Source organism: Hymenobacter arizonensis (assembly GCF_900115775.1).
In the GTDB taxonomy this organism is placed as follows: domain Bacteria; phylum Bacteroidota; class Bacteroidia; order Cytophagales; family Hymenobacteraceae; genus Hymenobacter; species Hymenobacter arizonensis.
Genome location: NZ_FOXS01000001.1, coordinates 622,692 through 647,841 on the forward strand (window position 1 = coordinate 622,692; position 25,150 = coordinate 647,841).

Genomic DNA, 25,150 nt, shown 5'->3' on the forward strand with positions numbered 1-25,150 from the left:
TTTAGAGGTCGGCTTCTGACCCGCAGAAAAAAGGAATGTTGGCAGTTCCTATGCCCCCGTGTCCATCGTGCACCGTCAGGAGCAAGCGGTATGCGCCGGGCTTTATGGGTGTGCGTAAGGTGGCTCCTCGCACCGTGGCAGTGCTAATGTAGCCTGAGAGGGCTTCCGTTCTTTCTTCCGCACTGGACTCAGGCGCGAGCTCAGGCCATAGTTCCCATACTGCAGTCAAGGCGTCGCCTTCCGGGTCGGTGGCAATTGCCGTTAATGTGTAGTTGGTGTTGGGGCGTAGCCGTGGAAAATTTCCATCGCGCATACCGGCCAGCTCTAGCCTAACAACTGAGGGAGCACAATTGGCGGGCCGCCTGCCTGACCATAAATATTGCATGCTATCAACAAGCAAAGTTTTTTCGCCCTCCTCATTGAATATGCTAAACCATGAGTTAGTTTTTTCAAACTTTCTGCCCCAAAAAAACACGTAAGACCCAAGGCAGCGAGCCGAGTCTTTAATAACCGTTTGGCGGTAACGAGTAGCAGTGAATGCTGCTTTTTGCGCACTACTTTGCTCTCGCGGAGCGCCCCAAGGGCTTTTTTTTGCTTCCCAGTAACCCATTGGTCCGAATTCTGTGACGATGTAGGGGCCTGTCCAAGTAGTTTCGCGGATTTTGGTAGGCAAGTCGCTTAGACCAGCGTAAGAATTAATGGAGACAATGTCAATTGCCGGGGCCCAGCGTGCCACGTAAGACGCCGAGGCAGGGTAGGTCAAAGAGGTAGTGATAGGGTGGTAGGGGTCGAGCTCACGAATCATTAAGGCCACTTCGTTGATTGCGCTGTACAGTTCAGGGTTCGGCTTCGCTAGGTCAAGTTCATTGCCCACATTCCACATTAGCAGCGCTGGATGGTTGCGGAACCGCAGCACTTGCTCTCGCAGCCGTTGAAGCTGGCCTTGCACGGAAGTGCGGTCATAGTAATCAATGCTCTTGCCTTCAGGCTCGAGCCAGAGGCCAAGCATGACGGTGAGGCCGTTACGATGAGCTTCATCTAGCAGGGCATCTGCATACTCGGCACTCCACAGTCGGACTGTGTTACCGCCTGCCTCTTTAAGACGGTCATAGTATTGGGTGCCGCCCCCGCCGCGAAGTCTATAAGGTTTCCCATTGCGTTCCAGATGGAACCCTTGTGACGTTTTTACTACTCGCACAGTAGCCTTTGTTGCCTCGTCGGGTGTGCTAGTGGTTGAACCTCCGCAACTCGCTAATGGCAGCAGGATACAAAGTCGAAATAGAGTTGTTCTCAATTTTTGAGAAATAATAGTATTTATGATTTTTATTGAATTGAACATTAAGGAGTTATGGTATTTGATTATTGAAAATACTTTTATATTTAAGTATTTAATAACGAATAATTATTGTTTAATTAAGAAGGTCAAAACAAGTTGCGGTATCTTATATTAAGTGACAAGAGGGGAAAAGTAAAAGTCTTGCAATGATTCGTTATACGGAACGATTATAGAAGTTGGTCGTTAGAGTGATTCTAGGTTTCCGGAGAATTATTTTGTTATGCTCGTTTATAGTAGTCCTAATCAGCCCATAAAAAAGAAGAAGAGCACTAAACCCCAATTGGTAAGTATTCCAGTTGATAATACTGCTGCTTATTCAGTAGGGTTTAGGCTGGTGGCGGGCGTACGGGCTATGCGTGTGCTGGTGGGCTTAGGGCTAGCGGCCATGCTCTATTTTTTGGTATGGTTTATTGACCCCGAGCATATTGGGTACGCACCTTTGTTTTGGCTCCTGGCTGTATCATTGGGCTTCAAAATGCTGCGTATGCTGCACGAGTGGGCGCATTACGTTCAGGTGCAAGAGCCTGTAGCACCTGCCCCGGAGTGGGTTAGCCTGCGCACTGTGGATGTGCTGACAACTGCTTGCCCCGGGGAGCCCCACGACATGATTGTGCGCACGCTTGAGTCCATGCAAGCACTGACTTATCCGCACACTAGTTACCTGTGCGATGAAGGCAACGACCCCTTGCTGCGGCGCGAGTGCGAGCGGCTAGGCGTGATTCATGTCACACGTCAGGAAAAAACAAACGCCAAAGCAGGAAACATCAACAATGCGCTCCGGCAGGCCACCGGAGAGCTCTGCGTGGTGCTCGACCCCGACCACGTGTTGGCACCTGATTTTCTGGACCAGGTAATTCCTTTTTTTGAAGATGAGAAAATAGGCTTTGTGCAAGTGGTGCAGGCCTACGGCAATCAGGAAGAAAGTCTCGTAGCCCAAGGCGCAGCCGAGCAAACCTACCATTTCTACGGCCCCCTCATGATGGGCATGAATGGCTACGGCACGGTGCAAGCCATAGGTGCCAACTGCACCTTCCGCCGTGAGGCGCTCGACTCTATTGGAGGGCATGCGGCCGGTCTCACCGAAGACATGCACACCGCCATGCGCCTGCACGCCGAGGGTTGGAAGTCTGTGTACGTACCCAAGGTGCTCAGTCGCGGATTGGTACCGTCTTCGCTGGGCGCATTCTATGCCCAGCAGTTGAAGTGGGCAAGGGGCGCCTTCGACCTGCTGCTGCGGGTATATCCCAAGCTGTGGAGCCGCTTTACGTGGCCGCAGCGCTTGCATTACCTCACGTTGCCTTTGTATTTCTTTTCGGGCGTGGTCACGCTTATAGACATCGCGGTGCCTATAGCGTCTTTGCTGCTGGCAAAGTTTCCATGGTATGTGCCCTTGCAGGAATTTGCCATCCACATGATTCCGCTGTGGGGCATTAGCTTGCTTATTCGGTGCTACGCGCAGCAGTGGCTGCGCGAACCCCACGAACGTGGCCTGCACCTGGTAGGGGGCTTTTTGCGGGTTGGCACGTGGTGGGTATACACCTTGGGCTTTGTTTATGCCTTGTTCCAGGTGCGAGTGCCTTATATCCCAACACCCAAAGACGAAGGACGGCTGCCCAACGAGTGGCGCGTATCGCTGCCCAACTTACTGGCCGCCGTGTTGCTGCTCGGCGCCTGCAAGGTGGGTCGCATGCAGTCCCTCACCACCTATACCCACCTGATGGTGGCGCTGTCGCTGTTGCTAGCGGCCATTCTACTAGCTGCCGCCGTCATGGGGCAGCACGATGCCCTCCGTAATTTTGTGCGCGACATGGCTTCTGCGCCTTATCGCCCCTTGGTGCTTTGGCTAAATCGTCAGTACGCGGCAATCGCTCGGATTGTGGGCGGGGGATTGCGGCAGTCTGCCGTTGGTTTGTCGCTGGGTGTAGGGGGCACAGTGGCCCTACTACAGTTGCTTATGCTGACGGATGTTATCAAGCCGATAACCCAAATAGCCTGGGCGAAAAGTGGCGGCCTCGCCGTGCATACCGGGCTGGACTTGGCGCCGAATGCACCTGCCGCTGTGGCGACAGGGTCAGTGTTGTCCACTTACAAGGGTAACGACATTAAGCCCTTTGTTGTGGATGCCAGTAGTTTACTACACGGTCCTCCAGAGGCCTTGCGCCAGCTGCGGGCAAACGAAGTGCCGTTGCTGACCTGGCCCGTGCCAGCGCAGGCTTACAGTGTGAAGCAATGGCAGTACATCGCACGGCAGTTTAAGCGAGGAGCCACCCGGCCAATCATGTTACGCCCCCTCTTTGCAACAAAATCACCGGTAGACTACCGCCGCGCCTGGCGTGATATGATTACTGCGTTCGGAGCAGAGAACGTACACAATATTGTATGGCTTTGGACACCGCCCCGCCTAGATGCGGTAGCTGACTATTGCCCTGGGGGGGCGTACTTTGATTGGATGGTAGCTGACCACCCAACAGGGGAAGAGGGCAGTGATGAGTACTCGAGCATGCGCCTGCAGGCAGCGCAGCAGTTCGAACTGCACCGGAAGCCAGTACTGCTTTTGGCAACTTTGCCAGCCAACGCTCCTGGTCCCAACGTGCTGGCGCGTCGGGTTGCTTCTCAATACCCTGAGATACGAGCTGTCGTTTACGACAGCTACGCACCGGTAAACATTACTTCTTTGCCACTGCACCACTCCGTAGGCCAAGATTTGAGGAGCAATTTTCCCCTCTCCCAGAGTACAGAACCAGCGACTGACGTACAGGTTACTCTTATCAATCCCAAAGGGTAATCTCCTGATTTATTTGCCGGATATTGCCCTACTTCGACCTTGGCTTGCGTCACTAAGGTTAGAAGGAAAACTTTAGTACCTGAGATTAGAGTAAGTGCGCGGGGCATCGCCTTGGCAACTTTTATTTACAAAACCTACAAGCTGGCTTCTCCTCCTCACGGGCCAAAGCAAATTTGGTTTTTGTATTCATTTTTTGAGAATACAATTTTATTCTGAAAAGAATGCCAGCTCAAGAATTGAATATTTAACCTGAAAAGTTCTTGTTTTATTATAAAAAGACTGACCTAATGTTGATATTTTAATAAAGGTCGGATGAATTAGTTTTGTAGCGTCACTTTTTAATGATGCTACATGAAATTAAAAATTATACTCTTACTATTTATTGCTGTGGTTGCTGGTCGTCCTTCAAAGGCTTCAACTTTCTATATAAGTACTGGCGGTAGTGACTCGCAGGCCGGCACGTCTGTAGCGACGGCTTGGCGCACCATAGCTAAAGTGAATGCCACGACGTTTCAGCCCGGGGACAAAATCTTGTTTGAAGGAGGCGAGACGTTTGCTGGTGGTATTTCACTGACCCACACAAGCCAAGGAACGCCCGCGCAACCCATCGTTTTTAGCTCATATGGGGCCGGGCGCGCCACCATAGCTAGCGGCAACTCATTTGGGTTTCATGCTTATAACACGGCTGGCATTGAGCTCCGTCGTTTGGCTTTTGTCGGCGCTGGCCGGATGATAAATACTACCTCAGGTGTCACGTTCTACCTCGACCAAGCCAATACCCACCTGCAGCACCTGCGTATGGACAGCCTGGACGTGAGCGGCTACCAGAAGTCGGGTGCTTTGATAGGCAGCTGGAACGGCACCAGCGGCTTTAGCGACGTGCGCATTACTAACAGCCGCTTCCACGCCAATGGTGAAGCCGGGCTGAGCTCGTATCAGTTTTTTCCTTTGCAAGGGCAAGCCCACCACAACTGGTACGTGGGCAACTGTGAAGCGTACGACAACTCCGGCCGGGCCAACATCACCCATACGCACACCGGCAACGGCATCGTGCTGGCCGGCATCGACGGCGTAATCGTCGAGCGCTGCAAGGCTTATAATAATGGGTGGCTCAACGGCAATACGGCGGGTGGGCCGGTTGGCATTTGGGGCTGGGCCTGCAACAACCTCGTGATTCAACTCTGCGAGTCGCATCACAACCAGTCGGGCACTGGCATCGACGGCGGCGGTTTTGACCTGGACGGAGGTTGCACCAATTCGGTAATGCAGTACAACTACTCGCACGACAACCAGGGCGCGGGGTATCTGCTGGCGCAGTTTCCCGACGCGGCCCCCATGCACGACCTCATCGTGCGCTACAACATCAGCGAAAACGACGCCCGCGGGCACAACCAAGGTGCCCTGGCCGTATGGTCGTCAGGAGCCAACGGCGGCATTGCGCGCGCCAGCTTCCACAACAACACCGTGCTAATGAGCCCACCCGCCAACGGCACGCGGCCGAGGGCCGTGTACATCATGAGCGGCGGAATCTCCGACATCACATTGCGCAACAACGTGTTGCAAACCAGCGGTGGCTTGCCTGTTTTAACAACGCTTTCGGCCGCCGGCCTGCGCCTGGAGGGCAACTGCTACTGGAGCGCCGATGCTCCCCTAACAGTAGAATGGGGCGGAACCGCCTTCCCCGATTTGCAGACCTGGCGCGCCGCTACCGGCCAGGAACAGCTCGCCAACGGCAATGCCACCGGCCTCAATGCCGACCCCTTGCTTGCTCGTTCCGCAACTGCTGCCCCTTTGGCTACGTCGCCGGTTAAGGCTGCTGGCCTCAACTTGCAGGCAGAGTTCAGCATCAGTCCCGGGCCCCGCGACTTCATTGGCAACCCCACGGTGCAAGCCCCAGCTCGCGGCAACATCGGCGCCTTTGAAGGAAACCTGACCTCGGTTGCTGCGCCGCTGCCCGTGGAGCTTACTGCCTTTACTGCCGAGCAGGATGGCAACGGCGCTATGCTGCGCTGGACCACCGCTACCGAAAAAGACAACGCCTACTTCGTTGTGGAAAGCAGCACTAACGGCCAAACGTTCACGGCCCTGCACCAAGTGCATGGCCAAGGCAACAGCTCCCGGGCCCAACACTACCAGTACGCCGACCAGAATGTGACGCGCTACGCAGCCAATACGGTGTACTACCGCCTGCGCCAAGTCGACACCGACGGTAAATCCACTTATTCGCCAGTCCGCACACTTTCGGCCCGCTTGGCGGCCAGAGAAACCCGGCTGCACGTGTGGCCCAATCCGGCCCAGCCCGGCAACGTGGTGCGCGTGCAAGGCGAGCCGGCTACTCAGGCCCACCTCTTCGACGCGCAGGGCCGCCTGCTTGCCAGCGCCCTGGTAGCAGCCGATGGGATAGCCGGACTGCCGGCCGATGGCTTGGCGCCGGGGGTTTATGTGGTTCGGTGCGGACTGAAATCTACCCGCCTCACCCTCACAAATTAGGAGCCTATTGCCTAAGTAGGTGCTAAATCCAGCCCTTTCCGCTGCACATGCTTCTGTGCAGCGGAAAGGGCTGGATTATGTTTTGTTTTAAAGGAAATATTGAGGAATATTTTCGGCTGCATTTTTGTGTACCGGACTTAAATACCGATATTGTTCCTCTATTTTTCCCATCCATGCGAATAACAATACTATTGTTTCTCTTTTTGTTGCGTGCTGCGGCTCCGCTTGCTGTGCAAGGCCAGTGCTTGAGTTTGTCGGAGTTGCTAGCCATAGGAGCTGAGGCTACGGCTCTCTCTGCGCCGCAAGTCGTGACACAGCACCTGTCCTCCGGGTGGACATTTAATGCCCCTGCGGCCGGTTCGCGCGAGGCGTTTTGGACTCCCGCTGTGGCAGCAGGAGGGGCGCTGGCCCTGTCCCGGCTCACGGTGCGCCCGCAGCGCCCCGGCCAGGACGTAGTACTTAAGACCACGCAGGCTTCCTGCGTGCGGCAGTTGCGCAGCGAACTCAAAAGCCAAAAGCTCGAAGCTCAGCCCGTGACCTGTGCCGGCTGCGAGGCCGTTCGGTTCAAAGGCCCAGATTATGAGGCCACCATCTACAGCCAGATGAAGGGCGATTATCCTTTTGTGGTGGTGGTGCACCAATCAGCTACCATTGTTCAGGACCCAGCCGCCAAAGGCTCCGGCATCAAATCGGGGGCGAAGGTGAGCTCGCCGCTGCCCGCTGTAGACATCGCTACCGCCACTCAGCTGCTGGCCGACCCGCAGGCCTTGGTGCTTGATGTGCGCACGCCCGAGGAATTTGCCGCCGGGCACCTGGAGCGTGCCCAAAATTTAGACTTCCGTTCGCCAAACTTTCACCAGCAATTGAGCTTGCTCGACCCTGATGCGCGCTACGTGCTCTATTGCGCCTCTGGCAACCGCAGCGGCCAAGCTGCCCAGCTCATGCAGGCACAAGGCATTGGCACGGTCACCAACGTGGGTGGCTACAGCCAGTTGAAGGCGGCGGGCGTCAACTAATGCAGTCGCGTCAGGCACCTTCGGGTTGCCGGGCGGGACTGCCCCCTAAAGCAAAGCAGTAACCTCGGCCGCATTCCGGCGTATTTCTATGTAACCAAAAAGACCCGGCAGGTGGCTGCCGGGTCTTTTTGCTTGATACCCGGCAGCCAAACGGCTGGGCCCAACCCGCGTACTTACTTGAAATATATGACTGCTGAAACCTTGCTGCCTTCGCCCACTCCCACAAAACACATCTATGAGATGGGCCTGGTGGGCAACTGTGCCTTCCTCGCCCTCATCCGAAAAGACACGTCGGTGGCCTGGCTCTGCTGGCCGCGCTTCGATAGCAGCTTTGTGTTTGGCAGCCTGCTCGATTCCCGTAAAGGGGGCGAATGCAGTATCCTGCCGGCCGCTGGTGCCAACTTCAGCTCTGAGCAGTACTACCTGGAAAATACCAATGTGCTGTGCACCGAAATTACAACCGACGACGGCCGCTACCGCGTGACGGACTTTGCCCCGCGCTTCTCGCAATACGAGCGCTACTACAAGCCCCTCATGTTTATCCGCAAGCTGGAGCCGCTGGAAGGCGCTCCCCGCGTGCGGGTAACCTGCAACCCCGTGGGCGAATACGGCAGCAAGGAGCTGAGCCGCCGCCGCAGCTCCAACCACATTGCCTACCTCGGGCTGGAAGAGGAAATCCGCCTCACCACCAACATTCCGCTCACGTACGTGCTGGATGAAGAGGACTTTGCCCTCAACGAGCCCAAGTACCTGGTGCTGACCTATGGCGCTCCGCTGGAAGCTCCGTTGGAGAGCACGGCCGAACGGTTTCTGCGCAGCACCATTGAGTACTGGCGCAAGTGGGTGAAAAATATGAGCATTGGCAACTTTCACCAGGAGCAAGTCATCCGCTCGGCCCTGGCCCTGAAGGTGCACCAGTACGAGGACACCGGTGCAATTATTGCGGCCAGCACCACGAGCCTGCCCGAGGCCCCCGGCAGCACCCGCAACTGGGACTACCGCTACTGCTGGATGCGCGACACGTATTACATCCTCACGGCGTTCAACAACATTGGTCACTTCGAGGAAATGGAGCGGTATTTTCACTACATCGCCAACATTTCGTCGAAAATTAAGGGCAAGTACCAGCCTCTGTACGGCATCAGTGGCGCCTCGGAGCTGGTAGAGCAGGAGCTTGATTTGGAAGGCTACATGGGCAACCAGCCCGTGCGCATTGGCAACGATGCCTACACCCATGTGCAAAACGACGTGTACGGGCAGGTGCTGGTGGCGCTGCTGCCGCTCTACGTCGACCAGCGCTTTGTCGACCCCGAACGGACCAACCCCGAAGCCCTCATGTACGAGGCACTGGGGCTGATAAAGGCCACCATGGACATGCCCGACGCGGGCCTGTGGGAGTTCCGAAACCTGGCTCAGTACCACTGCTACACGTATCTCTTTCATTGGGCTGGCAGTCACGCCGCCCGCAAGGTGGCCCGCACCCTTGGCAACACCGCCATGGAGTCGCTTGCGACCGAGCTGAACGAAGAGGCAGCCCGCCGCATCGAGCAGTGCTATAGCCCTGAGCTAGGAGCCTACACCAACGCCATTGGCTCGCCTCACCTTGATGCCAGCACTCTGCAGCTCATCCTCATGGGCTACCTCGACCCGCATTCTGAGCGGGCGCGCCGGCACCTCGAAGCCTTGGAGAAAGACTTAAAAACCAAAGAAGGTCTGTTTTACCGCTACCGCCACGCCGACGACTTTGGCACGCCCGAAACCACTTTCCTCATCTGCTCCTTCTGGTACGTGGAAGCACTGGCTGTAGTCGGCCGTGTCGACGATGCCATCCGGGAGTTTGAGAAGCTAATCGGCTACACCAACCACCTTGGCTTGCTTAGCGAAGATGTAGATGCCAAAACCGGGTCGCAATGGGGCAATTTCCCTCAGGCCTACAGCCACGTTGGGCTGATGAACGCCGCGTATCGCATTGCCAAAAAGCTGGACCGGCCCGGGTTTGTGTAAGCCGTTTCAAGTGTCTACTGCCTCGTGGCTGTAGCCACGCTAAGGCTGCCACTTAAGCCAAGAGCCCCTTGCCCAAGCGAGGGGCTCTTTTTTGCGCCTAAATGCGGTCGTATTTGCCTCGGAAAATGGCAGCAATGCGCTCAAAATAAGTAGGCTATAGGTATAACTTAAGGTTGTTGAAGCAAATGTTGAAAGACTCCAAATAGTTGAGCAGTCTAGCGATGCTTTGCTAGAAGGTTGTCGGCAAATAATATAATTACCTGCTAAAAATAAAATTTACTGAATCAAACTCTTTGGTTGAGAAGGAAGCGAAATCCAGAATGATTTTAATTATCTGTAAATCAATTAAATGGCTTGATGAGTAGGGTCAAATAACATTTGGAGTATATAGCATTCATCTTGTTTAAATCGGAATAATCATAAAAATTTAGGAAACGTTCAATTTTTTAAACTTAGGGTAATGCAATAAATTTGCTTAGTCAACCGCTCAGCTAATTAATAGCTACTAACGGTGTTTTGACTTATCTATTTATTCTAGGTGAAAGCATTAATTACTCTTCTTCTGGGGCTGCTATGCTTTACCAGCATGGCCCAAACGGGAATTGCGGTGCCCGAGCTGGCACACTGCGACGAATCGATGCAGGATTTCATGCGGCGCTGGAAGGTATTGGGGGCTTCGGTCGCGCTATCAAAGGACGGGCAGCTGGTGTATGACCGTGCTTTTGGCTACGCCGACGTGGACCGCACCGTGCCGCTGCAGCCCTACCACCTGATGCGGGTGGCCAGCATCTCGAAGAGCGTGACCGCGCTGGCTGTTATGAAGCTGGTGGAGCAAGGCAAGCTTACGCTTTCTCACAAAGTATTCGGCCCGACTGGCTACCTCAAAGGCGCCGCTTATAACAAAGAGATTAAAGACCTGCGCTTGCACGAGGTGACCGTGCAGCAACTGCTGGAGCACACCGGGGGCTGGGACCGTGACATTGGCTGCGACGGCTACGGCGGCTGCGACCCCATCGATTTCCCCACCCACGTGGCCAAGGTGATGCGCGTGCCCAACCCCGTGGGCGATTCCACCATCATCCGGTACATGCTTCGGCAAGGCCTCAACTACGCCCCAGGCACCCGGTTTGCGTACTCAAACATTGGCTATTTGGTGTTGGGGAAAGTGGTGGAAGCCGTCACGCACCAGCTCTATGGCACTTGGGTGCGCCAAAACGTGCTCGAGCCCAGCGGCGTGCTCGAAGCCCACCTTGCCCAAAACCTGCCCACCGCCCGGCGCGAACGCGAAAGCGACTACCTCAGCCGGTCGAATATGATTTCGTGCTACAACACTGGCCTGAAAGTGCCAGCAGCCTACGGCGGATTTCAGGTAGAAGCCATGAACGCACACGGCGGCTGGATGTTCTCGGCCCGCGACCTAGTGCGGCTGATTCTCGCGGCCGACGGCTCCGACACCCGGCCCGACTTGCTGGCGCCGGCCACGTTGAAAAGCATGACTACCCCCTCGGCCCTTACGCCTTGGTACAGCAAGGGTTGGATGGTAGATGGCCACAACTGGTGGCACACTGGCCTGCTCGATGGTACTTCTACCCTGGTGATGCGTTCGGCCGGGGGCTACACCTGGGCCATTCTGCTGAACACTGACAACAACACTACTCAATTCTGGCACGAGCTCAAAGCCCTGGGGTGGAACTGGGTTGATAAGGCGCGTAAGTGGCCAGCACACAACCTTTTTGCGCCCGAACGCAATGCTTCCCAACTCGATGCCAGCGCTACTGATTCGGCCCACGCCCATATCAGCTGGGCCAACGGCAACGGCTCCCATCGTCTGCTCCTGCTCAAGCCCAATGGCTGCAGCACAGCCTTTCCCGTGGATGGCACGGTGTATCCGGAAGGTAAAGTGCTAAGCGACGGAACGCTGGTGGTGGCCAACGGTACCGCCAGCGCGGCCCTGCTGCCCACCCTACAGCCGAGTATTACCTATTATGCCCGGGTGGTGGAATACCGCCAGGACTCCACCACCAACAACCGCCCCGTATACACACTGGAGGGCAACGCCACCTTGGTGCTGCAACCCCAAGTACTGGCGCAAGAGCCGCCCCAGCTTGCCGTGTATACCGGCCCCGTACAGGGAGTTACGGGGGCTAGTGGCCGTCCGCAGCGGCCTTCGTCAGTCGCCAAGTCGCCCCGCCAAGCCCATGTGGCAGGCGACGTGCAGCCTGTGCGCAACGTGCCAACGAGACAGCAGCCGCCCAGCCCAGCGGTGCTGCACGTGCGGCGCACGGGTCGGGAAAGCAGCCTGCGCCTGGCCCGGCAGTAGGCGGCAGTGACATCGGCGGTACTCCTTATAGTAGCTTCCGCAGCAAGTTGCGCACCTCGGTGGTGCCGGCCACGTGGAAACGGGCCAGGGAGCGCGGCGCACTGCCCACCTTCACGGTGTAAGCATCGGCGGGCAGAGCGCGGAACGTGTCTTCGTCGGTGCGGTCGTCGCCCAGGGCCAGAATAAAGTCGGGGTGGTGGGTGCTGACCCAACGCGCCGCCGCCGTGCCCTTGTTGATGCCGGCGTTCTTGATTTCAACCACTTTATTGCCTTCCAGCACCTGCAAGTCGGTGTTGGAAGCCATAAAGGTGAGGTGGCTCGTGAGCTCACGTGCACGGCCGGCGGCCAACTCGGCATCGGCGCGGCGGTAGTGCCAGACAAGCGAGTAGTCTTTCTCCTCGATGAAGGAGCCCGCAGTCCGGCTCACGTACAAGTCCAGCACCGGCCGGATGTCGCGCTTCCAATCGGCCCGCAGCTCCTGGAACAGGCTCCACTCGTCGCCGGCCGACCGCAGCCACACGCCGTGCTCGGCAATGAAGTCAATGGGCAGGTGGCCCAGCCACTTTTCCAGCGTCTCGCGGTCGCGCCCGCTGATGATGACCACCCGATTTTGGGGGTTGTCGCTGAGGGCTCGCAGCAGCAGGCGCAGTTCCTGGTCGGGCTGGGCGCGCTGGGGGTTGCTGTGGAAGGGAGCCAGCGTGCCGTCGTAGTCGAACAATAACAGGCGGCGTTGAGACTGCTGGTAGGCTTGCTCCAGCTTCTGCACAACCGTAGGCGACAGCATGGAAGTAGCCAGCGAGAGCTGTTGAGTTTTGGCATAGGCCAACCGGTCCATAAACAGCTTGGTCCAGGCAAAGATGTCGTATTGGCGCACCAGCGCTTGCATGTTGGCCATGCGGGTAATCTGCTCTTCCTCGGGCATCACCAGGGCCTCATGCAGGGCTTCGGCCAGCTGGCCGGTGTCGGTGGGGTTAACAATGAGGGCATCGGAAAGCTCCCGCGCCGCCCCAGCCCGCTCACTGAGAATGAGCACCCCACGCTGGTCAGCTTTGCTCGCCACAAACTCCTTGGCCACCAGGTTCATGCCGTCGCGCATGGGTGTCACCATGGCTACCTCGGCCATGCTGTAGAGCGCCGCCAACTCATCGAGCGGGAAGGAGCGGTAGAAGTAGTGCACCGGGTTCCAGCTGATGGTGCGGTATTGGGCATTGATGCGGCCCACCAGCTCGTCAATTTCCTCTTTAAGAGATGCGTACTGCGCCACTTGGTCGCGCGAGGGCACCACCACCATCAGCAGGCTCACTTGCGAGCGCCACTCGGGGTAGCGTTGGAGGAGCAGTTCGAAGGCGCGCAGGCGCTGGGCAATGCCCTTGGTGTAGTCGAGCCGGTCGATTGACAGAATCACGCGCACCTCGCGCAGGGCCTCGCGGTATTCGCTCACGTGGGCCTGGGCCGCGGCCGACGCCGCCACTTCGGCATAGCGGGCGTGGTCGATGCCCATGGGGAAGGCGTCGACCAGCACCGTGCGGGTGGGAGTCTCAATCTGGCCGTTGTGGTTGGCCAGGCCCAGCAACTGCGACACCGCGCTGAGAAAATGGCGCATGTAGCCAAAGGTGTGGAAGCCGATGAGGTCGGCCCCGAGCATGCCGCGCAGCAGTTCATCGCGCCAGGGCAGCACCCGAATCAATTCGTAGGAAGGAAACGGAATGTGCAGGAAGAAGCCGATGGTGGCGTTGGGCCGCGCCTTGCGCAGCATTTCGGGCAGCAGCAGCAGCTGGTAGTCGTGCACCCAAATGGTGTCCTCGGGGCCGGTTTGGGCCAGCACGGCCTTGCAGAATTTCTCATTTACCGCAACGTAGGCCTGCCAAAGGGCATCGTCGTACACGGCCAATTGCGCGAAGTAGTGGAAGGTGGGCCAAAGGGTGCCGTTGCTGAAGCCTTCGTAGTAGTCCCGGATTTCGGACTCGGTCAGGAACACCGGCGCCATGCTGTCTTCGGCCAGTTGGGCCCGCACGTATTCTTCCTCCGATTCGTCCTGCACGTAGAGCCCCGGCCAGCCCACCCACACATTGCCATCGGCCCGGTAGATGGAGCCCAACCCCGTAGCCAGTCCGCCTTCGCTGGACTGAAAAGTGAGGTTGTCTTCGGTACGTTGGACTTTAATGGGCAGGCGGTTGGAGACGATTACGGTTCTTGGCATAGTGCGCTGGACAGATGGTTAATGCTTAAGCTTACGGTAGAGAAGAGCATTTAGCCGAATTCTAGGGCTAGCAGCATCAGGCTCTGCGGCATCCGTTCTGCTCAGCCGGGCATGGCCAGTAGGCCAGCCAATTCAGCTTCGGCAGCCTGAAATCAGAAGTGGCCGCTTGCCTTGGGTGAAGCGGAGCCTTGCTTCTCGTGCTGTTACTGACAAACAGCTTTGGAGCCGGTTATTGTTATGATTTCCTCATCCAAAATGGCTTGGAAGCGGACCTTCACCATGCCCATATTCAGTGAGAAGGGGAGAAAAGGTTCGTCAGGCGCCCCTACCTTTGCGACATGGAATTTCAGAAAAAGAAGTACACATTTCGCGGCATGGACGGCTATGCCGGCTTCCGCCATGGCCAGGAATACGAGCTTGAACTAGGCATGACGCCCCCCGACGACGAACGCCCCGCCGAGGTGGTTATCATCAACCCGGTTTCCAAGGGGTGGATGTATTGCAGCAAGCAGGAGTTTACCCAGCGCTGGGAAAAGCGCTAGCTGACCGACGCTAGCCTGCTAAGGAGCAAGCACGAAAAAGGCTCCGTCCCAGTAGGACGGAGCCTTTTTCGTGCTCGATTAAGAACGATGCTGTCTTAACCCAATGCTAAAACGACTGCACAATGTTGTTGCGCAGCGTCTTGGGGGTCCAGTAGCCGCTGGCGATGATGCGCCGAATGGTGAATAGCGGGTCGTTCTGGTCGCGCTTTTCGGCTAGGCTGAATGCCGCTACAAACCCACGCGACTTCAGCTCCGGGAAAGCTTCCGGGTTCCAGAGGCCGAAGGGGTAGGCGAAGTATTTGATTTTCTTGCCCGTGATGTCTTCCAGCGTTTTGGTGGGTTTCTCGATTTGAGTCACCCAGTCTTGTCCCTGGTACTTCTTCACGTTGTGGTGGTCCCAGGTGTGCGAACCGATGACGTTGCCCTCGTCGGCGAGCTGCTTAATGTGGGCTTTGGTCATGTAGCGGGGGCGACCAATGCTCACGGTCATCACAAAGTACACGGCCTTGTAGCCGTACTGCTCCAGCGTGGGGCGGGCCACCGTGAATTGGTCGAGGTCGGTATCGTCGAAGGTGAGCATGATGGGCTTGCTCGGCAGCGGGGCGCCCGTGGTGAGGTAGGCGTAGAGCTGGTCGGGCAGCACAGTGTGGTAGCCGGAATCGGCCAGCATCTTCATCTGGGCCTTGAACTGAGCCACTGGAATGATGTAGTCCTTAGCGCCTTTCGAGTCTTTGGCTGTCCAGTCGCGAATTTGGTGGTAGCACAAGATGGGCACTTGCGGGCGGGCCAGAATAGCGGTTGCATTGCGGGTGTTGGCAACCGGAATGGTGCTGGGGTCGGGCGCGGGCGTGGCGTTGGCTTCGTCGAGTGCGGTGGCGCGGGTGCCCGAGGTGCCGGCCTCGGCGGGGTCGGTGCCGGCAATGGCTTCAACGGTGGCGGAGCTAACGGCCGCTTCGCCGGTGGTGGCGGTTTTGGAATCGCAGGCAGCCACGGCAAGGGCCACCAGAAGGAGGGAAGCAGAAGTAAATTTCATGGGGAGTGGGCCGCGTCGCACGCGTCCGCCGGGCGGGGCAGCTATAAAATTGGAGAAGTGCAGCGTGGGCATTGCGCCGGGCGCGTGCGACGCGCCCCTACCTTTGTACAAAACTAACCCCATCCTTTTGCATGAACAACTCTGGCACCCGTCTTCCTGCTTTTCATGGTACGGGCGTGGCCCTGGTCACGCCCTTCACCCCCGATTTTGCAGTGGACTACCCCGGGTGGCGCCGCTTGCTTGACTTCTGCATAGAAGGCGGCGTGGAATACCTCGTGGTGAACGGCACCACCGGCGAGTCGCCCACCACCACGGCCGATGAAAAAGCCGAGCTCCTGCGCGTGGCCAAAGAACACGTGGCCGGCCGGCTGCCCTTGGTGTACGGCATTGGCAGCAATGACACCGCCGCCGCCGTAGACCTATTGCGCAGCACCGACCTCACCGGCATTGCGGCTGTGCTTTCGGCCAGCCCCGCCTACAACAAGCCCACCCAGGCCGGCCTCGTGGCCCACTACCAACGCCTGGCCGACGCCAGCCCGGTGCCCGTGATACTATATAATGTGCCCGGCCGCACCGCTTCCAACATCACTGCTGACACTACCCTGCGCCTGGCCCAGCACCCCAACATCATCGGTATTAAGGAAGCCAGCGGCAACATGGAGCAGTGCATGGCCATTGCTGCGGGCAAGCCAGCCGATTTCATGCTGCTTTCCGGCGACGACATGCTCACGCCCGCCCTCATCGCCTGTGGTGCCGAGGGCATCATTTCAGTGCTGGCCAATGCCTTCCCACATCGTTTTGGTACCATGACCCGTGCGGCCCTGGCCGGTGACTTTGCCGCTGCCCGCCGCGAGCTGTTCTACCTGCTGCCGCTCAATCCGCTCATGTACGAAGAGGCCAACCCGGTGGGCGTAAAAGCAGCGCTCGAAGCGTTGGGTGTATGCGGCAGCGCCGTGCGCCTGCCGCTGCTCGAGGCCACGCCGGGTCTCAAGGCTCGCATCGGGAAATTACTTTAGGCACCGCCCGCAACCCAGGCAGGGTACACGCCCGAAGCATATCAACACAGAAGCCCCGGTGGGCTGGCTCCCTTGTAGGCCAGCCTGCCGGGGCTTCTTCATTTGTGCTGGCAAGCATTTGCGTGAGGGTTCTGAATGAGCTGAACCAAGAGAAGTTAGATAGTCAACTAATACGATTGGTCTCAGATGTATAACTAATTGTTAAACAATTGATTGTGATTATAAATATGAAATTTAAAATATTATATCTATTAGAATAAAGTTGATAGTTGCCAATAAGTATGAAAATGAAATGGTGTTCTGTTTTTGCACTTATTATGAAAAGGTTCAATTATGTAAGTTTGCCTAGTAGAAATTCAATTTTAAACTTTATGAAGTTAAATGTCTTGAATTATTATAAAAAAGCTGCTTAAATGTTGATATTTTAATCTAACGGCTCTATTGTAGCTTTGTGTATTGAATTTACACAAGAGTTAGATTATGACAAAAATTATACTTTTCTCACTTTTTGTATTTGCACTTGTTTACCCCTCTAGTGCCGCAACCTATTATATCAGCGCTCGGGGAAACGATACCAATGCGGGTACTTCTATTACGACTGCTTGGCGCTCGATAAGCCGGGTAAACTCAGCAACGTTCCGGCCAGGCGATAAAATACTGTTTGAGGCTGGTCAAACTTTTAACGGGAGCATCTACTTGCAGGCGGCGAGTTTTGGTACACCTAACCTACCCCTTGTAGTTAGCACGTACGGGGCAGGCCGGGCTACCATTTCCAGCGGAACGGCTTTTGGGTTCTTCGCCGAAAACAATGCTGGCATCGAACTTCGTCGCCTCAATTTTGAGGGCAGTGGCCGCCTCACAAATGCTGCTTCGGGCGTTGTGTTCTACTTGGATACGCCAAATACCAACCTGCGGCACTTGCGCCTGGACAGCTTGAACGTGAGCGGCTACCAAAAAACGGGTATTACTATCAGTAGTTGGAAGGGCAAAAGCGGCTACACCGATGTTCGCATCACCAACTCCCAAGTTTTCGCGAATGGTGAAAACGGCCTGACCTCGGCTTCGCAAGACCTGGCGGCTCACCGCAACTGGTACGTAGGCAATATTAAAGCCTATGAAAACTCGGGCCGTGCCGACATGCCCAACAAGCACACGGGCAGCGGCATCGTGCTCTCGGGCATCGACGGCGCGCTCGTTGAGAACTGCGAAGCCTACAACAACGGCTGGCTGAATGCCTGCACCGATGGCGGCCCGGTGGGCATCTGGGGCTGGTGCTGCAACAACCTCGTGATTCAGAAATGCGAGTCGCACCACAACAGCTCCGGCACTGCCATCGATGGCGGCGGGTTTGACCTGGACGGGGGCTGCACCAACTCGGTGCTGCAATACAACTACTCGCACGACAACGGCGGCCCTGGCTATTTGCTGGCTCAGTACCCCGGTGCCCCGCCCATGACGGACCTTATTGTGCGCTACAACGTGAGCAAAAACGACGCCCGCCGCGACCACCAAGGCGCCATCGCCATCTGGTCGACGGGTTCAAATGGCGGCATTCAGCGGGCCGTCATCCACAACAACACCGTGCTGCTGAGCCGCCCCGCCAACGGTTCGTACCCCCGCGCGGTGAGCATTCTCAGCGACGGCATCAGTGAGGTTTCGCTCCGCAACAATGTGCTGAAAACGAGTGATGGATTGCCTGTTGTTACAAGTCGTACTTCAACTGGTGTACGCCTGCAGGGTAACCTGTATTGGAGCGATTCGCGGGCGCTGTCTGTTCAGTGGAATGGCACCACATATACCGACCTTGCCAGCTGGCGCAACGCCACCGGCCAGGAGAAGCTAGCCAACGGCCGCGCCACCGGCATCTATGCCGACCCCGAGCTGCCGAGCGCTACATCCACCTACCAGCCTTTGCCAACCTCGCCCGCCCGGGGCGCCGGCCTCAACCTGCAGGCGGAGTTCAACCTGAGCCACGGTCCCCGGGACTTTGCCGGCAACCCCACGCCGCCCATGTCTGCTGCTGGCAACATCGGAGCCCTCGAGACAGGAGTATTTGCGCCGCTGCCCGTGACGCTGGTGAGCTTCACAGCCGAGCAGCAGGGCACTGCCGCACTGCTGCGCTGGAGCACCGCAACGGAAAAGAACAACGCATATTTCGCAGTCGAGAGCAGCCGCGACGGCCAAACCTTCACCGCCCTGAACCTGGTATCTGGCTACGGCAACAGCGCGCGCCTCCAGACCTACCAATACACCGACCAGAACCTGGCACGCTACGCAACCAACACGGTCTACTACCGCCTGCGCCAGGTCGACCTGGATGAGAAAACAACCTATTCGCCCGTTGTCACTCTTTCGGTCAACTCGGCGGCTAATTCGGTAGCTAACTCCCTGCAGGTGCTGCCCAACCCGGCGGTGGCCGGCACCACGGTAGCCGTGAAAGGTGCTGACCGTGCCAGCATCCAGCTATTCAACGTGCGTGGGCAATTGGTGGAGACTGTTGCCGTGGGCGCTAACGGAACTGCCACCCTGCCCGTAGCCGGGCTCCCAGCTGGAATCTACATTGTGCGTAGCGGGGCCCAGAGCACCCGTTTGGTCATAGCTAACTAATGGAGCGGCAACTGATAAATCAGCGCTCTTAAAGGCAAACAGAACGTCATGCCGAGCGGAGCCGAGGCATCTCGCGTGGGGTATTAAATCCACTCGTCTGCCATGCTGAGCCTGCGAAGCATCTTATCTCTGCAGAACGAATCGTTGAGACGTGATAAGATGCTTCGCAGGCTCAGCATGACAGACGAGTGGGTTAGTACCACACGTCAAATGGTGGGGCTCCGCTCAGAAAGACGTCCTTTTTATGCCTATTGCTCACCAGCCGCTTACCAGCCGCTTACCAGCCGCTTGCCAACACATCGGCAATGTGCAGGCACTTGAGTGGTAGCTTTTCCTTTTTGATGTAGGCCTCTAGATGCATGAGGCAGCTCACGTCGGTGCTTACGAGGTAGTCGGCGCCCGTTTCGAGGGCATGCTCCACTTTTTGCTGGGCCATGGCCACCGAAATGGCTTCAAACTTTACTGCAAATGTGCCGCCGAATCCGCAGCAGGTGGTGGTTTCGGCCATTTCGAGGCGTTCGAGCCCGGAGACGGCATCAAGCAGCTGGCGCGGTGCGGCCCGAATGCCACACTCGCGCAGCGCCGAGCAAGAGTCATGGTATGTGTATTTGCCCACCAGACGGGCGCCGGGTATGGTCGTTATGCCTAGCACGTCCACCAGAAATTCGGTCAGCTCGTAGGTGCGGGCCTGCACCTTTTGGCAGGCGCCGTGTTCCGGCGTGCCCGCAAAAAGCTCGTTGTAGCTGTTGCGCACCATGCCCACGCACGAAGCCGAGGGGCTGACGATATAGCGGGGGAGGGTGTTTTGGGCTGCCGCGGCCGGCGGGGCTGCAAAGTCCTGCAGGAATTTATCGGCCACGGCCCGGCTTTGCGGGTGGTAGCCGGCGTTGTAGGCCGGCTGCCCGCAGCAGGTTTGGTTGGGATTGTAATTCACTTGCACGCTAACCCGCTCCAATACCTTCACCATGTTCATGGCCGTGGCGGGGTAGAGCTGGTCGACGAAGCAGGGGATGAAGATGTCGACGGTGGCAGGCATGAGGCTCGGCATTAGTGGAAAGCAAAAACGCTGGCTGCCGCAGCCTGTGCCCGGGCAAAAGCCGCCATGTCTAGCCCGGAGTCCTGGCCCTGCTCGGCCATGAAACGGAGCAGGTTTTCAGTGGCCATATTACCCGTGAGCTCATCGGCGGCCATGGGACAGCCGCCAATGCCGCCAATGGCACCATCGAAACGACGACAGCCGCCCTCGTAAGCTGCCGCAACTTTTTCGTGCCAGGTTGTAGGGGTGGTGTGCAGGTGCGCCCCGAACTCAATGGCGGGAAATGCCGGAATGAGGGCCGAGAACAACGGCGTGATAGTAGCAGCCGTGGAGGCCCCAATGGTGTCTGAAAGCGCCACAATACGAACTCCTAGTGCGGCCAGCTGCTCGGTGAAATCGGTCACAATTTCCGGGCTCCAGGCGTCGCCGTAGGGGTTGCCAAAGCCCATCGATAGGTAAGTGACCAAGGTTTTGCCGCTGCGTTCGCACTGTTCGTGCATGGCGGCCACATCGGCCAGGGCTTCGGCCGTCGACTGGTTGGTGTTGCGCCGCTGGAAGGTGGCCGACACCGACAGCGGGAAGCCCAAATAGCTGATTTCGGGGTGCTGAAGCGCCGTTTCGGCGCCGCGCAGGTTCGCCACTATGGCCAGCAGCTTGGTGGGGGTGCTGCTCAGGTCCAGGCCCGCCAGCACTTCGGCGGTATCGCGCAGCTGCGGAATGGCTTTGGGCGAAACAAAGGAACCGAAGTCCAGGGTGTCGAAGCCGACCTGCAGCAGCGTGTTGAGGTACTCGGTTTTGGTGGCGGTCGGAATGAAATCGGGCAGGCCCTGCATGGCGTCGCGGGGGCATTCGATGAGCTTCATGGCGGGAGGAGGAGGGGTAAGAACTGGGCCATAAAGGTAGCAGCCCAGCCCTGGCGCACGTGCGCCGTTGCCAGGCGCGTTGGGGCCGGCGTTCGATAGCTAGCGAACCCGTCCTGCTTATTCATTGTTTCACAACCATGCTTTATATGATGGATGCTATTTTTCAGCGGCTGGTGAAGCGGCCGCTCCCGGGATATTCTTGGCCCCTGCTGCTCGGGGCCGTGCTGGTGCTGAGCGGCTGCAGCAAGCAGCAAAGCCTGAAAGCGCTTTTCCAAAAGTCGACTCCGCACCAGGCTTATGCCCGGCAATTGCAGCAGGCTGGCCTCGACCGCGGCCCCGCGGGCAGGGCGTGGCTTAAGGCCGCCGAGCAAGCCCTGCGTGACTCGCTGGTGGTGACTTTACCCTTTGCCGAAACCGGCTATTTCCGGCCCGAGCGGCCCAGTGCGGCCAGCTACCGCTACGCCGTGCGCGCCGGCGAGCAGGTGCACGTTAGCCTCTCGTTGGGCGCCGGAGCCGCCGTGCGGGTCTTTCTCGATGCCTTTGAAGTTGTGCCTGGCCGCACACCGGCTCCCCTGGCCAGCGCCGATACCCTGGTGCTGGACTTCCGCTACCAGGCCGAATCCGACGGCCAGCACCTGCTGCGGGTGCAGCCCGAGCTGCTGGCCACGGGCCGCTACACCTTGCGCGTGAACCGGGAGCCCAGCCTGAGCGTGTTTCCCGTGCTGGGCCGCAACGATGCCGCAGTGGGTAGCTTTTGGGGGGCCGCCCGCGACGCCGGCGCCCGCCGGCACGAGGGCATCGACATTTTTGCCTCGCGCGGCACGCCGGTGGTGGCGGCTACTTCGGGGCTCATCACCCGCACCGGCGAAACCCCCATTGGTGGGCGGGTGGTGTGGCTGGCTGATGGCCAGCGCGGCAATCACATCTACTATGCGCACCTCGACAAGCAGCTGGTGACGCCCGGCCAGCGCGTACAGGCCGGCGACACGCTCGGGCTGGTTGGCAACACGGGCAATGCCCGCGGCACGGTGCCTCACCTGCACTTTGGCATTTACCGTAGCGGTCAGGGAGCCGTCGACCCGTTTCCGTTTGTGCGCCGCCCGGCAGAGGCAACCACGCTTCCCACCGGGCCCGACCGCCGGGGCGAGTTCGTGCGGCTGCGCGCCGATGCGCTGTTGCGATCAGTGCCCGGCACGGAAAAGGGGAAGGCATCGAACGCGGGTGCCCGCCTCACCAAGCAAATGCCGTTGCTGGTGGTGGGCCAGCAGGGCACGTCGTTGCGGGTGCAAACTCCCAGCGGCGAGATTGGCTACGTGGCAACGCAGGCCGTGGTAGCCGCTGCGGGCACTCCGCTGCGCCGCTTGGTGCTGCCCGCAGCCACCGAGCTGCGCACCCACCCCATCGCCTCAGCGCCAGCCGGTGGCGCCTTGAATGCCCAGACGGCCGTCACAGTGCTAGGGCAAGCCGAAGGCTTTAGCTTGCTGCGGGGCCCGGAGGGTGAGACCGGTTGGGCCGTTATCTAGAGTATATAAACATCGCGCAAGGAGGCGGGCCGCTGAGGCCAAAACTGAAGGCTAGTGTTTGGTGAGCACCTTGGTTTGCACCAGCTTGCGGTTCTTGTCGTAAAGCTCGGTTTTCACAATGCCCACGGCGGGGTCGTAATAACACACCTCTCGCCCGTTGTTTCTAAAGACCAGGTCGGCGCGGGCGGCGGTGGAGGCTTCCTGTTGGCCCTCCACCGTGTAGCAGCTGAACGTGCCGGCGGGCACAGTGATAAGCGTGGTGCCGGGCATGACGGTACGTTGCCGAACCACCGTGCGCACCTTGGCGATGGCCACCGACGGACTGCTCACCTGAATGGCGACGCCGCCCTCGGCCAGGCTGGTGCCAGCAGTAGGCTGGGTGGGCCAGGCCAGCGGGGTAGCTTGGTACGCTAGCCGGCGGCCCCGAAAAGATTTCAGGCTTTCGTAGTTGATGTAAGCAAGGCCGTCGGTGAAGGTGGTGTCGTTGCGGCAAAAGTGGGTGAGGTCTTGCTGGGCCAGCACGCGGTTGGAGAGGTCGTAGAGGCCGCTTTTCAGCAAAACCGTTGTGATGGCCACGGGCTTTTTCTTTTTAACGGCCACAGAATCCTGTTTGATTTTTACCACCCGATAGCGCCAGGTGCCCGCCGGCTTGCCCCGGCCATCAAGCAGTTGATATTCAAAAAACTGTCCTTCGTGCATGCCAAAGGGCTGCGCGCAACGGGTGGTCTTCTCGAAAGCGAGCTGCGAAACGGCGGCCGGGCGTGGCAGCCGCGCCGAATCGGGCAGGGCCTGCGCCCGGGCGGACTGGCTAGCCAGGCTGAAAACAGCCACCACAAAAACCGGGAAGGAGAGGGGAACGCGCATGGCGAAGGAGCAAAAAAGACAAGATGCAGCAAGGTACAAGCTGGGCCGTGTAGCCACCATAGCTGGCAACCCAAGTCGTTTCGTTGCGTTAGCAGGGGCAAGGTCGTACTTTGCGGCCATCCGGGGCAAGCCCGGAACTCCGTCCTTCCATACCCAACAGCAACCATGGCTGATTCTTCCTCTTCCAACTGGGCCGACATGGCCGCCTCGCTGCTCGGCAAGCTCTCGGGCGGTGTTGAGCTTAGCTGCGCCTTCGAACAAATGGAACTGCAGGTGCCCAACCCGCAAAACCCCCACGCCCCCGCGGCCACCTGGAAACTAAACGGCTCGCTCCGCATCCGGACCCGCGGCGAGCAGCAACCAAGCGGAGCTGCTGCCCCGCAGCCCATCCACCAGCTGCCGCCTAGCCCTCCCGAAGCCGGTGCCTAGTAGCCTCGAAATTGAGGCCCAGCTGGTCATCACCTGGAACGGCCATGCCCTGCAGCTTGCCGCTGCGGGCACTTACCTCATTCTGAACATTCCCAGCCAGCAAGTGCTCGACCAGCTCACGGCGGGCCCGCCCAAGCCGCCGGGCGCGCCAAAGGCCCCCAAGCCGCCCGGGCCCGACCCCATGCAGCAAATCAACGACTTGGCCCGACAGCTGGGCTGGGTGCTCGATTTGCGGGTGGCCGGCAAAACCTACGTGACCTTTGGGGTGCAGCGCACGCCCAAAATCACGCTTAATGCCGTGCTTGGCAAAATCGGCTCGTTTTTTCGGTAGCATTTTCCTCGGGTAAACCGGGGCGGAAGTGCAACTAATTCTGCTCCGTTTAGTTTGCAAGGGTGTAAACTCTACCCACCCGATGAAATCCGAACACGAACACGAAAACCAGGTTGGGGCCCGGCACCGCTCCTCGCCTTTTGGCCGCATTGAGGGCATGCCCCCCGTGCTGGTAGCGCTATACTTTGCGTTGCTCAGTATCACGGTAATGTTCTTGATACTGGTGGTGGCGTACGTGGCCACCCGGCTTCGGAGTGGGGCGCCTACAGGCCTGTACTCGCTGCCGCGCTACTTCTCGTTGAGTACCATTGTGCTGGTGGTCAGTAGCTACATTATTGCGCATGCGCAGCGCTTGTACGCGCAGGACGATTTGGGCGGCCTTGCCCGTTGCCTGGGCGCTACGCTTCTCATGGGCAGCGTGTTTTCGGGGCTGCAAATCCTAGGCTGGCGCGAGCTTATGACGAACGGCGTGCCCTTCCAGGGTGTGGCCAGCAGCAGCAGTGGCCAGTTCATCTACCTGATTTCGGCGCTGCACGTGGTGCACTTGGTAGGCGGCATGCTGTTTTTGCTGGTAATAATGCTGCGCGTAGTTCACGCCGACCGCGACGCGGTGCGGACCTTGGTGTTCATCCGCAACCCCTACCACCGCCGCCACCTCAAGCTGTTGGCAACCTACTGGCACTTTATCGACGTGCTCTGGATAGTGCTGTTTGCGGTGTTCCTGTTCATGTACTAAGCCCTGCACAGGGCAAGCA

The 25,150-nt window shown here is 58.3% G+C and carries 18 protein-coding genes; 12 read left to right on the forward strand and 6 right to left on the reverse strand.

The window, feature by feature from the left end:
* Nucleotide 1: 1 nt before the first annotated feature.
* A complete protein-coding gene (locus tag BMZ66_RS02655) occupies nt 2-1,339 on the reverse strand; it encodes a glycoside hydrolase family 2 TIM barrel-domain containing protein (protein ID WP_092668669.1) in 1,338 nt (445 codons plus the stop codon).
* Between the two features lie 382 nt (nt 1,340-1,721).
* Between BMZ66_RS02655 and BMZ66_RS02660 the strand changes: the two genes are divergently transcribed.
* The 5 genes from BMZ66_RS02660 to BMZ66_RS02680 all read left to right on the forward strand — a co-directional run bounded on the left by BMZ66_RS02660 (nt 1,722) and on the right by BMZ66_RS02680 (nt 11,951).
* Complete coding sequence (locus BMZ66_RS02660) at nt 1,722-4,121, forward strand: glycosyltransferase family 2 protein (protein ID WP_234794949.1); 2,400 nt, start codon at nt 1,722-1,724, stop codon at nt 4,119-4,121.
* Nucleotides 4,122-4,850: 729 nt separating this feature from the next.
* Nucleotides 4,851-6,611 carry a right-handed parallel beta-helix repeat-containing protein gene (locus tag BMZ66_RS02665; protein ID WP_092668671.1) on the forward strand — a complete coding sequence of 587 codons (1,761 nt, stop codon included), beginning with the start codon at nt 4,851-4,853 and terminating at the stop codon, nt 6,609-6,611.
* 308 nt (nt 6,612-6,919) lie between these two features.
* Nucleotides 6,920-7,627 (forward strand): rhodanese-like domain-containing protein, encoded by a 708-nt coding sequence (locus tag BMZ66_RS25945; protein ID WP_234794950.1) that lies wholly within the window; start codon nt 6,920-6,922, stop codon nt 7,625-7,627.
* A 186-nt stretch (nt 7,628-7,813) separates the two neighbouring features.
* Nucleotides 7,814-9,631, forward strand: coding sequence for a glycoside hydrolase family 15 protein (locus BMZ66_RS02675; RefSeq protein ID WP_092668673.1), 1,818 nt, complete (start codon nt 7,814-7,816; stop codon nt 9,629-9,631).
* Nucleotides 9,632-10,169: 538 nt separating this feature from the next.
* Nucleotides 10,170-11,951 (forward strand): serine hydrolase domain-containing protein, encoded by a 1,782-nt coding sequence (locus tag BMZ66_RS02680; protein ID WP_143080019.1) that lies wholly within the window; start codon nt 10,170-10,172, stop codon nt 11,949-11,951.
* Nucleotides 11,952-11,976: 25 nt separating this feature from the next.
* Here BMZ66_RS02680 and BMZ66_RS02685 read toward each other — a convergent pair whose 3' ends face one another.
* Nucleotides 11,977-14,151 (reverse strand): bifunctional alpha,alpha-trehalose-phosphate synthase (UDP-forming)/trehalose-phosphatase, encoded by a 2,175-nt coding sequence (locus BMZ66_RS02685; protein WP_092668677.1) that lies wholly within the window; start codon nt 14,149-14,151, stop codon nt 11,977-11,979.
* 338 nt (nt 14,152-14,489) lie between these two features.
* On the opposite strand from BMZ66_RS02685, the gene BMZ66_RS02690 reads away from it, so the two are divergent.
* Nucleotides 14,490-14,693 carry a hypothetical protein gene (locus BMZ66_RS02690; protein ID WP_092668679.1) on the forward strand — a complete coding sequence of 68 codons (204 nt, stop codon included), beginning with the start codon at nt 14,490-14,492 and terminating at the stop codon, nt 14,691-14,693.
* A gap of 106 nt (nt 14,694-14,799) precedes the next feature.
* On the opposite strand, the gene BMZ66_RS02695 is transcribed toward BMZ66_RS02690, so the two are convergent.
* Entirely contained in the window at nt 14,800-15,726 is a 927-nt protein-coding gene (locus BMZ66_RS02695; protein ID WP_092670228.1) for a polysaccharide deacetylase family protein, read from the reverse strand.
* A 131-nt stretch (nt 15,727-15,857) separates the two neighbouring features.
* Here BMZ66_RS02695 and dapA point away from each other — a divergent pair, with 131 nt between their 5' ends.
* Together dapA and BMZ66_RS02705 are read left to right on the forward strand one after the other, a co-directional pair.
* Entirely contained in the window at nt 15,858-16,742 is an 885-nt protein-coding gene (dapA, locus tag BMZ66_RS02700) for a 4-hydroxy-tetrahydrodipicolinate synthase (RefSeq protein WP_092668681.1), read from the forward strand.
* Between the two features lie 879 nt (nt 16,743-17,621).
* Nucleotides 17,622-19,349: a T9SS type A sorting domain-containing protein gene (locus BMZ66_RS02705; RefSeq protein ID WP_177204566.1), complete on the forward strand. Its 1,728-nt coding sequence runs from the start codon at nt 17,622-17,624 to the stop codon at nt 19,347-19,349.
* Nucleotides 19,350-19,626: 277 nt separating this feature from the next.
* Here BMZ66_RS02705 and BMZ66_RS02710 read toward each other — a convergent pair whose 3' ends face one another.
* Together BMZ66_RS02710 and BMZ66_RS02715 are read right to left on the reverse strand one after the other, a co-directional pair.
* The gene (locus BMZ66_RS02710; RefSeq protein WP_214606943.1) at nt 19,627-20,385 is read right to left on the reverse strand and encodes a (Fe-S)-binding protein; all 759 of its coding nucleotides are present in this window, start codon (nt 20,383-20,385) and stop codon (nt 19,627-19,629) included.
* A gap of 11 nt (nt 20,386-20,396) precedes the next feature.
* Nucleotides 20,397-21,248 carry a hydroxymethylglutaryl-CoA lyase gene (locus BMZ66_RS02715; protein ID WP_092668687.1) on the reverse strand — a complete coding sequence of 284 codons (852 nt, stop codon included), beginning with the start codon at nt 21,246-21,248 and terminating at the stop codon, nt 20,397-20,399.
* A gap of 146 nt (nt 21,249-21,394) precedes the next feature.
* On the opposite strand from BMZ66_RS02715, the gene BMZ66_RS02720 reads away from it, so the two are divergent.
* Nucleotides 21,395-22,771 carry a M23 family metallopeptidase gene (locus tag BMZ66_RS02720; RefSeq protein ID WP_177204567.1) on the forward strand — a complete coding sequence of 459 codons (1,377 nt, stop codon included), beginning with the start codon at nt 21,395-21,397 and terminating at the stop codon, nt 22,769-22,771.
* 51 nt (nt 22,772-22,822) lie between these two features.
* On the opposite strand, the gene BMZ66_RS02725 is transcribed toward BMZ66_RS02720, so the two are convergent.
* The gene (locus tag BMZ66_RS02725; protein WP_092668691.1) at nt 22,823-23,635 is read right to left on the reverse strand and encodes a TapB family protein; all 813 of its coding nucleotides are present in this window, start codon (nt 23,633-23,635) and stop codon (nt 22,823-22,825) included.
* Nucleotides 23,636-23,800: 165 nt separating this feature from the next.
* On the opposite strand from BMZ66_RS02725, the gene BMZ66_RS02730 reads away from it, so the two are divergent.
* The 3 genes from BMZ66_RS02730 to BMZ66_RS02740 all read left to right on the forward strand — a co-directional run bounded on the left by BMZ66_RS02730 (nt 23,801) and on the right by BMZ66_RS02740 (nt 25,131).
* Nucleotides 23,801-24,064 carry a hypothetical protein gene (locus tag BMZ66_RS02730; protein WP_092668693.1) on the forward strand — a complete coding sequence of 88 codons (264 nt, stop codon included), beginning with the start codon at nt 23,801-23,803 and terminating at the stop codon, nt 24,062-24,064.
* On the forward strand, nt 24,057-24,395 hold the full coding sequence (locus BMZ66_RS02735) for a hypothetical protein (protein ID WP_092668695.1): 339 nt from the start codon (nt 24,057-24,059) through the stop codon (nt 24,393-24,395). Before BMZ66_RS02730 ends, BMZ66_RS02735 begins: the two co-directional genes overlap by 8 nt.
* A gap of 82 nt (nt 24,396-24,477) precedes the next feature.
* Nucleotides 24,478-25,131, forward strand: coding sequence for a cytochrome c oxidase subunit 3 (locus tag BMZ66_RS02740; protein WP_092668697.1), 654 nt, complete (start codon nt 24,478-24,480; stop codon nt 25,129-25,131).
* Nucleotides 25,132-25,150: the final 19 nt, after the last annotated feature.